This window comes from Tritonibacter horizontis (genome assembly GCF_001518015.1).
Taxonomy (GTDB): Bacteria; Pseudomonadota; Alphaproteobacteria; order Rhodobacterales; family Rhodobacteraceae; genus Epibacterium; species Epibacterium horizontis.
Genome location: NZ_LPUY01000127.1, coordinates 16,094 through 28,457, shown reverse-complemented (window position 1 = coordinate 28,457; position 12,364 = coordinate 16,094). Strand labels below are relative to the sequence as shown.

11 protein-coding genes are annotated in these 12,364 nt (G+C 65.0%); 2 read left to right on the top strand and 9 right to left on the bottom strand.

Going from position 1 to position 12,364, the window contains the following annotated elements:
- Positions 1–182: 182 nt before the first annotated feature.
- The gene (locus TRIHO_RS20385; protein ID WP_068248199.1) at positions 183–572 is read right to left on the bottom strand and encodes a DUF3307 domain-containing protein; all 390 of its coding nucleotides are present in this window, start codon (positions 570–572) and stop codon (positions 183–185) included.
- Positions 573–765: 193 nt separating this feature from the next.
- Here TRIHO_RS20385 and TRIHO_RS20380 point away from each other — a divergent pair, with 193 nt between their 5' ends.
- Positions 766–3,837 (top strand): ABC transporter transmembrane domain-containing protein, encoded by a 3,072-nt coding sequence (locus TRIHO_RS20380; protein WP_207498760.1) that lies wholly within the window; start codon positions 766–768, stop codon positions 3,835–3,837.
- Positions 3,838–4,242: 405 nt separating this feature from the next.
- Here TRIHO_RS20380 and TRIHO_RS20375 read toward each other — a convergent pair whose 3' ends face one another.
- From TRIHO_RS20375 to TRIHO_RS20340, 8 genes are all read right to left on the bottom strand, one after another.
- Positions 4,243–4,569 carry an ArsR/SmtB family transcription factor gene (locus TRIHO_RS20375; RefSeq protein ID WP_068248194.1) on the bottom strand — a complete coding sequence of 109 codons (327 nt, stop codon included), beginning with the start codon at positions 4,567–4,569 and terminating at the stop codon, positions 4,243–4,245.
- 217 nt (positions 4,570–4,786) lie between these two features.
- Positions 4,787–6,019, bottom strand: coding sequence for a mandelate racemase/muconate lactonizing enzyme family protein (locus TRIHO_RS20370; RefSeq protein WP_068248191.1), 1,233 nt, complete (start codon positions 6,017–6,019; stop codon positions 4,787–4,789).
- Between the two features lie 127 nt (positions 6,020–6,146).
- Positions 6,147–7,238, bottom strand: a complete 1,092-nt coding sequence (locus TRIHO_RS20365) for a Zn-dependent alcohol dehydrogenase (RefSeq protein ID WP_068248184.1) — start codon at positions 7,236–7,238, stop codon at positions 6,147–6,149.
- A gap of 193 nt (positions 7,239–7,431) precedes the next feature.
- The gene (locus tag TRIHO_RS20360) at positions 7,432–8,136 is read right to left on the bottom strand and encodes an alpha/beta fold hydrolase (RefSeq protein WP_068248183.1); all 705 of its coding nucleotides are present in this window, start codon (positions 8,134–8,136) and stop codon (positions 7,432–7,434) included.
- Positions 8,129–8,920 (bottom strand): 3-oxoadipate enol-lactonase, encoded by a 792-nt coding sequence (pcaD, locus tag TRIHO_RS20355; protein WP_068248178.1) that lies wholly within the window; start codon positions 8,918–8,920, stop codon positions 8,129–8,131. Before pcaD ends, TRIHO_RS20360 begins: the two co-directional genes overlap by 8 nt.
- A 143-nt stretch (positions 8,921–9,063) precedes the next feature.
- The gene (locus tag TRIHO_RS20350; RefSeq protein WP_068248177.1) at positions 9,064–10,041 is read right to left on the bottom strand and encodes a threonine ammonia-lyase; all 978 of its coding nucleotides are present in this window, start codon (positions 10,039–10,041) and stop codon (positions 9,064–9,066) included.
- A complete protein-coding gene (locus TRIHO_RS20345; protein WP_068248175.1) occupies positions 10,038–10,886 on the bottom strand; it encodes an alpha/beta fold hydrolase in 849 nt (282 codons plus the stop codon). Before TRIHO_RS20345 ends, TRIHO_RS20350 begins: the two co-directional genes overlap by 4 nt.
- 18 nt (positions 10,887–10,904) lie before the next feature.
- Complete coding sequence (locus TRIHO_RS20340; protein ID WP_068248172.1) at positions 10,905–11,594, bottom strand: haloacid dehalogenase type II; 690 nt, start codon at positions 11,592–11,594, stop codon at positions 10,905–10,907.
- A gap of 165 nt (positions 11,595–11,759) precedes the next feature.
- Between TRIHO_RS20340 and TRIHO_RS20335 the strand changes: the two genes are divergently transcribed.
- Positions 11,760–12,191, top strand: a complete 432-nt coding sequence (locus tag TRIHO_RS20335; protein WP_068248170.1) for an FKBP-type peptidyl-prolyl cis-trans isomerase — start codon at positions 11,760–11,762, stop codon at positions 12,189–12,191.
- Positions 12,192–12,364: the final 173 nt, after the last annotated feature.

The window sequence follows — 12,364 nt, the reverse complement described above, 5'->3', positions numbered from 1 at the left end:
CCGCGCGTCAGCGCGGCGCCGGGCCCAACGGGGGCGGGGGGATTTCCAATCCGCCCGACACGGGCGGGAGCGCTACGGGGGCTAGACGAGATCAGGCCAGACTGGCCAAACCAGGCGAGACCAGAGCAGACGGGCCTCGGCAGGGGACGGGCCCGCTTGGGAGGCCTGCGGCTGGGTCGGGGTCACAACACCACCGAAGCCCAGGCTGCGGCCATCGCGACATAGGTCAGGTGGTGCAACAGCTGATCGGTCCCCATGGCGCGCCAGAAGGCGCCCTGCGTCGGATCGAGCTTGTTGCATTCCGTGTGATGGGCCTTCCAGAAGTCGATATTGAAGTGAATAAACCATTCTGCCGCGCAAATGAGGGCGATGAACCAGGGCGGGCTGCCGACGATGAACAGGACCACGACCGACGCGAGCGCATGCACCCCCGCGTGCTGCGCCCGGCCGGGGTGGAAATACGAGCAGCGGCCAGAGAGCATCTTTTTGGTCTGCAGGTAGAAGTCGGCAAACATATGCTTGACCTCGAACAGGCAGATCAGCAGCAGGATGATACCGACATTCTCTGGCAAAACGGATGCTCCTCTTGCAGTTACGGCGCACATGGGCCAAAGCACAGGCGGACCTTACGGTGTTTTCCATGTATCGCAAATATTGTATTGGACTGTCTGTGACATAGCTCACAGACGATTTTAGACCAACTTACTAGCTTGTGTTTCAGGGGACACCTGCGCCATTGCCCGGAAGGGCAAAATCGCGCTACCCATGGCAAACCAAGTCGGCCACTCTCGGCCCCATGTCTTTCGGAGCCCTCCCATAGAACGCTCTTTGTTCCAATTTATCTGGAAATACTCCAAGCGGGAGCAGATCGTTCTTCTGCTGGTCACCGCCTGCCTGTTTCCCCTGCTTTACCTGACGCTTGAACTGCCAAAGCGGATCGTCAACGACGCCATTGGTGCGCAGTCCTCGACTGTGGAGCTGTGGGGCCGGAGCTTTGATCAGCTGACCTACCTGTGGATCCTCTGCGGTGCCTTTTTGCTGGCGGTGCTGGCGCATGGGCTGACCAAGATGCGGATCAACACCATGAAAGGGGTGCTGGCAGAGCGCATGTTGCGCCGGTTCCGCTACAGTCTGATCGCCCGGATCCTGCGGTTCCCGCAGCCCTATTTCGAGCGCACCAGCCAGGGCGAACTGGTGTCGATGATCACGTCGGAATCGGAGCCCATGGGCGGCCTGATGGGCGATGCGGTCAGCCAGCCGGTGTTGCAGGCCGGTCAGATGCTGACCATTCTCTATTTTCTGTTCCTGCAGAATTTCTGGTTCGGCCTTGCCGCGATTGCGCTGATCCCGGTCCAGGCCTGGCTGATCCCGGTGCTGCAGCGCCGAATCAACAAACTGAACAAGAAACGGGTCGTGCAGGTCCGTGGCCTGGCGTCGGAAATCGGCGAAAGCGCGGCCGGCGCGGCGACCCTGCGGGTCAATGGCGGCTGGCGTTACCGCATGGCGCGGGTGACGGACCGGCTGGGCCGACTTTACGAGATCCGCTTCGAGATCTACCAGAAGAAATTCTTCATGAAGTTCCTCAACAACTTCATCACCCAGCTGACGCCGTTCTTCTTTTACGCGGTTGGCGGCTATCTGGTGCTGGAGGGCAAGGTCTCGCTCGGGGCGCTGGTGGCGGCCCTTGCGGCGTACAAGGATCTAGCCTCGCCGTGGAAGGAATTGCTGACCTATTACAACCAGACCCAGGACATGGCGCTGCGCTGGGAGGTCATCCTGGAACGGTTCGCGCCGCCCGACATGGTGGACGAACGTCTGATGGAGGGCGAGCCGGAAGAGCTGGTGCATCTGGATGGCGATATCGTGCTTGACGGGGTCAGCGTGCGGGATTCGGACGGCAATCTGGTGCTGGACGAAATCACCGCCACCTTCCCCAAGGGCGAGCTGATCGGCATCGCTGCCCCCTCTGAAGAGGACCGCCGCGCCCTGGCCGAGGTACTGACCCGCGAGGTGCTGCCTGCCGCCGGTACGGTGACGCTTGCGTCGCATAACATCCGCGACCTGCACCAGATGGTGCTGGCCTCGCGGATCGGTCACGCGACCTCGCGCCCGGTGCTGTTTCGCGGCTCCTTCGGGGAAAACGTGCTGATGCCGCTGCGCATGCGCCCGATGGAGGACCCGGCCGACCTGAAGCTGCAGCAAGATGCGGTGCGGGCGGGCAACAGCCCGGATGCCTTTGGCGTGAACTGGGTCGATCCAAAGGTCGCCGGGTTTGAACATGCCGACGAGCTGCGGGACTGGTGGCTGCGGATCGTGCAGGGGATCGGGTCTGACACCGCGCTGTTGCGGCGCGGCATGGATCAGGTCTTTGACAAGTCGGAACACCCCAAGCTGGCCGAGGCGCTGGTCAAGCTGCGCCCGCATGTGCAGCTGGCATTGATGGAGGCCGGGCTGGACGCCTTTGTCCACATCAACAACCGCCATCAGTATAACCCGGCGTTGCCCGTTGCGGAAAACCTGCTCTACGCGACCCGATCTGTACCGATCACCTACGAGCTGCTGCTGGAGCAGACGGAGTTCCTGCGCACGGTGCGCCGGATCGGTCTGGACCGGGATCTCGTCAATCTGGCGCAGGACGTGCTGGAAATGCTGCGACAGATCTTTGGCATGGATGGCACCACCCATCCGCTGTTCCGCAAGCTGGGGCTGGAGACCTCCGACTACGAAGCGGCGCTGCAACTGTTGCAGAAGATCAAGCAAAAGGGCCCCGAGGGGCTGGAGCCGCATGAGCTGGCGCAGATGATGATCGTGCCGTTCTCGATCTCTGCCGAGGCGCTGGGGCCTGCTTTTGATACCGATATCGAAAACCGGATTCTGTCGCTGCGGGACAGCCACGGGGCCGAACTGCTGAGCACGCTCGACGATATTTTTGTGCCGCTCTACGAGGGCCATTACGCACCCGGCTTTACGGTGCTGGAGAATGCGATCTTCGGCAAGATCTCCGACAGTGCCGGGCCACGCGCCGAAGATCTGCGCAAGGTCGTGGCCGAGGTGATCGACAAGGCCAAGGTGCGGGAAATGGTGGTGGAGCTGATCTTTGATCTGCCGGTTTCGGTCGGCGGCGCCGGGCTTGGGGCCAGTTTTGCCGAGCCGCTGGCCTTTTGCCGGGCTTCGATCAAGCGCCCGGATATTCTGATTCTCGACAGCGCGCTTGCCAGTTTCGACCGGGACACCCGCCGCGCCATGCAGGACAACCTGCGCCAGTTGCTGCCGGAGACGACGCTGATCTTTCTGGAGCCGGCCTTTCGAGAGCCGGGCCGGTTTGACCATTATTTCGAGCTGCGCCAGGGCCGCCTGAAGGACGAAGGTGCAGGCGACCGCGCCCAGACCGACGAGGACAGCACCTCGGCCGCCGACCTGTCGCGCAAGCTTCGGGCGCTGGAGACCACCGAACTGTTCTCCGGTCTGAACCGGCGTCAGCTGCGGCTGCTGGCCTTTGGCGCGCGCTGGTACGAGGCCAGCCCGGGTACAGCGGTGTTCCACAAGGATGACGCCGCGACGGACGGGGCCTATATGATCATCGAGGGCGAGGCGGGGCTGTACCTGCCCGCAGAGCAATCCGGGGGCGAGGACCAGTTGATTGCCACGGTCGGCCCCGGTCGGCTGGTGGGCGAGCTGGGTCTGATCCGCAAGGAACCGCGCGCGCTGTCCATGATTGCGGAAACCGACCTGACCTGTCTGCGGATTGGCGAGGAGGAATTCCTCGCCGTGGTTGAGAATGACGCCAATACCGCATTCAAACTGCTGCAGGTTGTCGCGGGCTACGTGTCGAGTTAGGGCGCCTCAGAGTGGGCTCCAATCCAGACGCGGCAAATCCGCGGGCCGCTGGCGGAATGAGCGGGTCTGAAGTTGAGGGGCTGACAGGAGGGCCTGACTTGAGTGACCGGCGAGGGCAGTGACTTGGGTGCGCACAACTATTGCGGTCCTTCGGCGAGCGTCGCCCCGATGGCCCTTGCCTGTGCGTTCTTTTCAGGATTGCGAATTCAGGGGCGGATGCTCTGACCCATGATCTCGGCCCACAATTGCGGCCGCAAGGGCCAGCTCCATGGCCGGTTTCGCGTCGGCGACCTTGTGGGGGGATTGGACAGGGCCTGAGCTACGCCAGTGCGGCATGGCCCCAGCCCGTTGGGAACGGATCTTCTGGGGGGCGGGATGCGCCGCCGCCACGGGAAAAGGACGGATCTAGCGACAGTAGATGTCGTGCAGCGTGCCGAGGATGTGAGTCGTCGGGCCGTCGGCGAGAGAGTAATAGACCGTCTTGCCGTCGCGCCGGGCATTGACCAGACGGTCCTCGCGCAGCCGGGACAGCAATTGGCTGACCGCCGCTTGCCGCTTGTTCAGCAGCGTTTCCAATGCGCTGACCGACAGTTCCGGTTCGCTTGCCAGATGGCACAGGATCATCAGCCGTCCCTCATGGGCCAGAGCTTTCATCAGCGCGGCGGCTTTTGACGCGTTGTCTGCCATATCGGACATAGCGCCAGCTGGCATTTCCAAAGTCTCTGTCGTCATGCGGGTCTACTTTCGGAGCTTGCGCCTGGGCCGGAGCGTGCTGTCCGGCCGTCCGCGCAGAAGTCGATGCCAAATCACTGTGTGGCTCACAAGGAGTAAGGCCACGTATCAATGTCGCCTCGCAAGAGTTTTGGTAAACATTTATTCATTTTAGCAAATCTTCGCTTACCAATGCGGGGGCGCACCTCTGAATACCTGGTGTGGCATGCGACGGGATTCAACCCCTGATTGGGGGCGCTCCGCCTTCAAACAGGTTGCCGCCAGTGTAGTTGCAGGGGGCTTCTTGCATGTTCAGGTGCAGATCATCGCCGAGAAAGGGATGCGCGCGGGCGAGGTCTTCGTCGACTTCGATGCCAAGGCCGGGGGCGGTTGGCGGCTGGATGTATCCCTCCTCCACCCGCAGCGTGCCCTTGATCAGCGCGTCGTGGAAAGGGGTTTCGATGGATTCCGCCATCAAAATGTTGGGAATGGAGGCGGCGAACTGGATGTTTGCGGCCCATTCCACCGGACCCGCGTAAAGATGGGGCGCCATCTGAACGTTGAAGACCTCGGCCATGGCGGCGACTTTCTTCGTTTCCCAGATCCCACCGGCGCGTCCGAGGGCGGGTTGCAGGATCTCCGCCGCGCCGGCCCGCAGGATGGCGCCGAACTCCGCCTTGGTGGTCAGTCGCTCGCCGGTGGCGACGGGGATGCGCAGGGCACGGGCGACGCGGGCCATGTCCTCGACCATATCCGGCGGCGTGGGTTCCTCGTACCAGAGCGGGCTATAGGGTTCGAGCGCCTGACCGAGCCGGATGGCCCCCGCCGTGTTGAACTGGCCGTGGGTGCCGAACAACAGATCCGCCCGGTCGCCGACCGCGTCGCGGATCGCGGCGCAGAAGGCGACGGATTGCGAGATGTCGGTCATCGCGGGCATATGGCCGCCGCGGATTGTATAGGGGCCGGCGGGGTCGAATTTGACGGCCGTATAGCCGCGCGCAACTGCATCCACGGCGGCCTCGCCCGCCATCTCGGGCGAGATCCAGAACTCTGGCATCGGGTGCTGGGCGAGCGGGTAGAGATAGGTATAGGCCCGGATCCGGTCATTCATCCGGCCGCCGATCAGCGCATGCACCGGGCGGTCGCGGTCCTTGCCGAGAATGTCCCAGCAGGCGATTTCCAATCCGGAGAAGGCGCCGATCACGGTGGGGTCGGGACGCTGGGTGAAGCCGGAGGAATAGGCGCGGCGGAACATCAGTTCGATGTTTTCCGGATTTTCGTCCTGCATGTGGCGGCCAAAGACGTCTTCGATAACGGCTGTCATTGCCTTGGGACCAACGGTGGAGGCGTAGCATTCGCCCCATCCGGTGATGCCAGTGTCCGTGGTGAGCTTGACCAAAATCCAATAGCGCCCGCCCCAGCCGGGGGCAGGAGGGGCGGTGATGATGATGTCGAGGTCCTGGAGTTTCATGTCTCTGGATCCTTTGAAATAATCGCGCAAGGGGAGAGGGGTGGAGCGCGCGCTGGGGCCGTCGAGGCCCCGGCGCGCGCGGGTCCGGGCCGCAGAGGCCCGGATCCCGGTGGCCTTTGCCGCTCCGTCAGCGGTTGAACAGGATCACGTTGCGTTTGGCGCTGCCGGTCTTGGTATCGGCGATGGCATCGTTGATCTGCTCCAGGCTCCAGCGGCCGGAGATCAGCTCGTCCAGTTTCAGACGGCCCTGCTGGTAGAGATCGACGATCCAGGGCACGTCCCGCTGGATCACCACATCGCCCATCTTGGAGCCCTGCAGCCCCTGGCCCAGGGCGGCCATCACCACGGGTTCGTAGCGGGCGGTCTGGCCGGAATGCGGCATCCCGATCATCACCGCGCGCCCGCCCACGCCGAGGTAGCGCGGCGCCTGGTCGTAGGCGGGAATGGCGCCGACGGTGATCAGAACCACCTCAGCCCCCTTGCCGCCGAGCGCCTTGACGGCCGCGCGCCAGGGTTTTGCCTCGGTTGCGAGAACGCCATGGGTGGCGCCGAAATCCCGTGCGATGGCCAGTTTCTCTTCGCTCATGTCGACGGCGACGATGCGGCGCGCCCCGGCAATCCGTGCGCCCTGGATCGCATTGAGGCCGACCCCGCCGGCACCGATCACCACCACGTCCTCGCCCGGGCGCAGCCTGGCGGCATTGACCGCGCCGCCGACGCCGGTGATGACCCCGCAGGAGATCAGGGCGGCCACGTCCTTGGGGATCTCCGGCGCGATCTTGACGATCTGGCGGGCGCTGACCACCACCTTTTCGGCAAAGGCGCCGCAGTCCATCGCCTGCAACAGGGGCATGTTGTCCGCAGTGGTCAGCGGGCCCTTGGTGCCATCGTGGGGCGTTGAGCAATTCACCGGCTGGCCTGCCGCGCAGGTGGGGCAGCTGCCGCAGGCGCGGATCAGGGTGACGATCACGTCGTCGCCTTCGACAAAATCCGACACGCCGGGGCCGATGGCCGAGACCCGGCCGGCCGCCTCATGCCCGTAGACCGCCGGCAGATGGCCGCCCCAGGCACCTTCGGCAAAGGAGATGTCGCTGTGACAGATCGCCACCGCGTCGAGGGTGACCTCGACCTCTCCCTGACCCGGCGGCGCGATCTGTATGGTTTCGATTTGCAAGGGCGCGCCAAAGCTGTGGCAGACAGCGGCTTTGATGGTTTGCATGACGATCCTCTCCGTTGGTTGCCATCAGCGTGGAGAGGCCACGGACGCACTGCAATACGAAAAACGGCGGCGAGAGGTCGCTTTTGCGTCACGGCATGATTTGTCACGGCAGGTGTTCTGGCCCGGACTTCGGGGGGCGGGCGGAGCTGTCGGCCCTCGGGGCGCGGGTCGGGGGGGGATCCGTGCGGTGGTTTTACATGCGGGCGATGATGTGATCGACCAGATCGGCCAGATCCTCCGGTGCGGCCAGAAAGGGAGAATGGGAGGTCTCCATCACATGCACATTCGCCCGGGGCCAGTCGGCCACCATGCTGGCCTGATACTCGGGCGGGATCGTGCGGTCCTGAGCGCAGCGGATATAGGCCTTGGGCAGGGCGGTCCAGGCAGGGGGCACCGCGAGTGGTGTCGCCTGCGGCAACACGGGCTGCGGGCACAGATGGTCGAGCGCTAAGGCGACCGCTTCGGGCGCACAATCATGGTAGAACAGGTCCGGCGCGGCCTCCGGGCGGATGGTGTAGCTGTGGCCATCGGCGGATTTGACCGCCGCGTCCCCAATCGTCTGGCGCGGCCCGGCCTTGCGCATCTCTATCAGCGACATGCCCGAGGTCGGAACATAGGCGCAGAGGTAGATCAAGCCGCGCGGAAGGGCATGGGCCACGGCACCGGTGATCGGAAAACCGGCCCAGGAATGGCCGAGCACGACGGTTTCTGGCGTCAGTGCCCCAGCCACGGCGCGGCAACTGGCCTCCAGCGTGGCCGACTGCGGCGGCAGGCCATCGCCGTGGCCCGGCAAATCAAGCGTGCGCGGGCGGTGGCCTCGGGTCGTCAGCGCCGGGATCAGGTCGCGCCAGCACCAGGCCCCGTGGCAGGAGCCGTGAACAAGTAGAATGTCAGCCAAGATGTCCGATCTCCGTGATGAATTTGGTCAGTTGCCCGGCATAGGCGTCGGGCTGGTCGATAGGGGGCACATGCCCGGTGCGCCGCAGCAGGGCAAACCGGGCGCCGGGGATCAGCTCTGTGGTTTCGCGCACCAGATCGGGCGGTGTGGAGCCGTCTTCCGACCCGGCGATGCCCAATACCGGCAGGCGCAAGCCGGAGGTCGGGGTGTAGAAATCCGTGCCCGCAATGGCGGCGCAGCAGCCGAGGTAGCCATCGACGCTTTGTCCCGCGACGAGGGCCTCGGTCGCCGCCGCCGCCCCGGATTTGAGATAGGCACGCGGGAACCAGCGCTGCATGGTCTCGGCGCTGATGGCCGACAGGCCGCCGGCGCGAATGGTCTCCATCCGGCGCTGCCAGATCTCGGGGGTGCCGATCTTGGCAGCGGTGTTGGAGAGCACCAGGGCACGGATTTGGTCAAGGCGCTTGATCGCCAGCCCCTGCGCGATCATGCCGCCAACAGAGAGGCCGACAAAGAGGCTGTCGCGGATCTCGCAAAAGTCCAGCAGCCGTTCGGCATCGCGCACCAGCGCCCCCATGGAATACGGCCCCTCCGGCACGGAAGATCGCCCATGGCCACGCAGATCGTAGGTCAGGATGCGCAGACCGTCGGGGAGCCGCGCGATGACCGGGTCCCAGATCCGCGCCTCAAGGCCAAGCGCATGGGCAAAGACCACCGGCGCACCGTTGGCCGGGCCGGTGAGGGAATAGTTGATCTGGACATCGCCGAGGTCAGCGAGGGGCATGGGGCAGGCTCTCGTTTGGAATTTGCGGAAGTTTACGCCGGGATCGGGGGCGGGGCCAGGGGCCTTTGTCGCCGCCATGGCGCCATACCCTTTCCGGGCCGCGCCGACCGGGAGAGGTGTCAGAAGCGCAGGGGACGGATGGCTCAGGCGAACCGGGTGAGGCTCTCGGCAAATACAGCTGCGTCCACGTTGCCGCCGGTGGCAATGGCGATCACGGTGTCGCCTTCGATCCTGTCCGGGTGAAACAGCGCCGCGGCAAGGGCGGCGGCGCCGCCGGGTTCGATGACGATCTTCAACCGCTGAAACGCGAGCGCCATGGCGTGCTGGGCCTCGGCGTCGGTGATGACAATACCGGAACCGCAGAGCCGGGTCAGGATCGGCCAGGTGATCTCTCCCGGCGAGGGGGTCAGGATGGCATCGCAGAGGGAGCCTGTGGGGGCGGGGTTGGTTTCTATCTGACCGGAGATCAGCGAGCGGGTCACGTCGTCAAATCCCTCTGGTTCTACGGGACGCACCCGCATCTGTGGGGCGCGATCTTCCAGCGCCAGGGCGACGCCGGAGGTGAGACCGCCGCCACCGCAACAGACCAGAACCTCGGCCTGTGTGATGCCAAGCGCGGCGGTCTGTTCGGCGATTTCCAGCCCGGTGGTGCCCTGACCGGCGATCACCTCTGGTTCGTCATAGGGTTTGATCAGGGTGAGGCCGCGTTCGGCGACAAGCGGCGCAGCGGCGGCCTCGCGGCTTTCGCCGGCGGCGCGGTCATACAGCACCACTTCGGCGCCGAGCGCGCGGGTGTTGTCGATCTTGAGACGGGGGGCGTCGGCTGGCATGACGATCACCGCCGGGGCGCGATGGGCGCGGGCGGCTGCGGCCACGCCCTGCGCATGGTTGCCGGAGGAATAGGCGACGACGCCGCGCGCGCGCAGAACCGGGTCGAGGGCCGAAACCGCCGCCCAGCCGCCGCGAAACTTGAACGATCCGGTGTGTTGCAGGCATTCCGCCTTGACCAGCAGGCGGCGTCCGGCAATTTCGTCGAGGAAGGGCGAGGACAGCAGCGGCGTGCGACGGGCCTGGCCCGCAAGCCGCGCGGCGGCGGCTTCGATCATGGCGAGTGAGGTCATGTGATCTCTTTCAGAACGGCGTGGATGAGGGCGACGGCGGGGGCTTCGTCGAGGAAGGGGATATGGCCGCGATCCGGCAATTCGACCGCATGCATGGCCGGGTGACGGCGCTGCATCTCGGCATAGGTCTCGGACGAGAGGATATCGGACTGCGCCCCCCGGATGACGCCGGTAGGCAGCCCGTCCAGCGCCGCGAACCAGGGCCAGAGGCTGGGTTTCTCTTCCATCTCGGCCAGGGCGGCGGCCTGCGCCAGCATCGCGTCGCGCAGCCGCGCATCATAACGCAGACCCAGCCCCTCCGGGGTTTCGGTGTAAAAGGTCTCGGCCTCTTCCTGCCAGCGTTGGCGCGGCAGGCCGGGGAAATCGGGTGCCATGGCGCGTTCAAGCGCGGCGGCGGCCTCGGCATGGGTGCGGGCGGCAGGTGCGCGCCCGAGATAGTCGAAAATCCGCCCCAGCCCCTCCTCGGCGATGTCGGGGCCGACATCGTTCAGGATCACGGCCAGAAGCCGGTCGCGCGCGGTGGCGGCCAGCGCCATTGCCACCAGCCCGCCGCGCGAGGTGCCCAATATGGCGGCGCGGGGCAGCGACAGGTGATCCATCAGGGCCACCACATCGCCGGCTTCGCTCAGCACGTTGTAAGTGGCCGGGTCATCGGCGTAGTCGGAGCGTCCCCGACCGCGCAGGTCGAGGAGGATCACCCGATAGGCGGCCAGATGCGGCAGCGCATAGCGGAAATCCTGCCCGTCGCGGGTCAGGCCGGGCAGGCAGATCAGCGGCGTGCCATCGGGGGTGCCGTGTTCCTCGAAGTAGAGAGACAGACCGTCGGCGGTTTCAAATCGGCTCATGATGGCGGTCCTTGCAGGTCAGGCCGAGGCGGCGATTTCGGGAAGGGAGGTCAGGTCCGTCAGCATATGCGCCGGTCGCCAGGGCAGCCGGTCCACGGGCGCCTTGGCCCGGTTGACCCAAGCGGTGGCAAAGCCGTAACCGGTCGCGCAGCCCGCATCCCAGCCGTTGGACGACACAAACAGCACTTGCGATTTTTCGGTGCCGAACCGCTGACCCACAAGGTCATAGACGGCGGCGGCGGGTTTGAAGATCCCGACCGTTTCGACAGACAGCACATCGTCCAGCAGATCGCCCAGACCGGCAGAGGACACCGCGGCGTCCAGCATCGCGGGGGCGCCGTTCGACAGGATCGCGGTCTGATAGCCCGCGTCCCTGAGCGCGCGCAGCATGGCCGGGACCTCGGGGTAGGCGGCGAGCTGCCAGTAAAGATCCAGCAGCCGCTGGCGCAGGGCCGGATCCCCGTCGAGGGCGGCGGCCTCCAGCGCCCAGTCCAGCCCATCCTGGGTGACTTGCCAGAAATCGGTATGCGCCCCCACGACGGCGCGGAGCCAGGTATATTCCAGCTGCTTTTGCCGCCAGTTCTGCGCCAGGGCGGCCCAGCTGTCCGCCAACTGGGGAAAGCCAGGTTCCGCCGCCGCCTGCCGCGCGGCCGCGGTGACATCGAACAATGTGCCATAGGCGTCAAAAATGCAGGTCGTGATCGCCATGTCGAACCCCTTTGTTTGTGGCGAAGGTGCCATATGCGGGGCCGGGATCAAGGGGCTAAATTGTGTTGGTACGGGTTTACACCGGGATCATGAACGCTAGGGTAGCGGTTTATCATTGGGCTGCCAGGCCCGAAAACACACCTAAACACCCGAAAGGGGGTCACCATGACCGCGGTAAAAAACGGCGATACAGTTCGCATCCACTACACCGGAAAGCTGACAGACGGCACCGTCTTTGACAGCTCCGAAGGGCGCGACCCGCTGGAATTCACAGTGGGTGAGGGCCATGTGATCAAGGGCATGGACGACGGGCTTGTCGATATGACCGAAGGCGACAAGAAGACGCTGGAGATCGCCTGCGAAGACGCATACGGCCCGATCAACCCCTCCGCCCGTCAGGCGATCCCGCGTGAAGGCATCCCCGACGATATCCCGTTGGAAATCGGCACCATGCTGCAAATGCAGACGCCCGAAGGTCAGGTGCTTCCGGTCACGGTCGTCGAGGTCGAAGAGGCCACGGTCACCCTGGACGCCAACCACCGTCTGGCCGGGCAGGATCTGGTGTTCGACGTGGAGCTGGTCGCGATCGCATCCTGAGGGACGCGCGCACAGATTTCAGCGGGCTGGCGGGACACCCCTGCCAGCCTGTTTGCGTTTGCGGCGCGGGGACGCAGGAGATCATTCCAAATTGCCTAAATTGCCGCGCGAGCTTTCACGCTGTCTTGTTGCAGATTCATCTTGTTTTTACGTCTCCCGCAGACCTTGCCCAC

Bases quoted from the DNA above. Each gene is read 5' to 3' on its own strand.
- TRIHO_RS20370 (WP_068248191.1), bottom strand. From the start codon at position 6,019: ATGAAACTCCAGGACCTCGACATCATCATCACCGCCCCTCCTGCCCCC.
- TRIHO_RS20335 (WP_068248170.1), top strand. From the start codon at position 11,760: ATGACCGCGGTAAAAAACGGCGATACAGTTCGCATCCACTACACCGGA.
- TRIHO_RS20365 (WP_068248184.1), bottom strand. From the start codon at position 7,238: ATGCAAACCATCAAAGCCGCTGTCTGCCACAGCTTTGGCGCGCCCTTG.
- TRIHO_RS20345 (WP_068248175.1), bottom strand. From the start codon at position 10,886: ATGAGCCGATTTGAAACCGCCGACGGTCTGTCTCTCTACTTCGAGGAA.
- pcaD (WP_068248178.1), bottom strand. From the start codon at position 8,920: ATGCCCCTCGCTGACCTCGGCGATGTCCAGATCAACTATTCCCTCACC.
- TRIHO_RS20350 (WP_068248177.1), bottom strand. From the start codon at position 10,041: ATGACCTCACTCGCCATGATCGAAGCCGCCGCCGCGCGGCTTGCGGGC.
- TRIHO_RS20380 (WP_207498760.1), top strand. From the start codon at position 766: ATGGCAAACCAAGTCGGCCACTCTCGGCCCCATGTCTTTCGGAGCCCT.
- TRIHO_RS20375 (WP_068248194.1), bottom strand. From the start codon at position 4,569: ATGACGACAGAGACTTTGGAAATGCCAGCTGGCGCTATGTCCGATATG.
- TRIHO_RS20340 (WP_068248172.1), bottom strand. From the start codon at position 11,594: ATGGCGATCACGACCTGCATTTTTGACGCCTATGGCACATTGTTCGAT.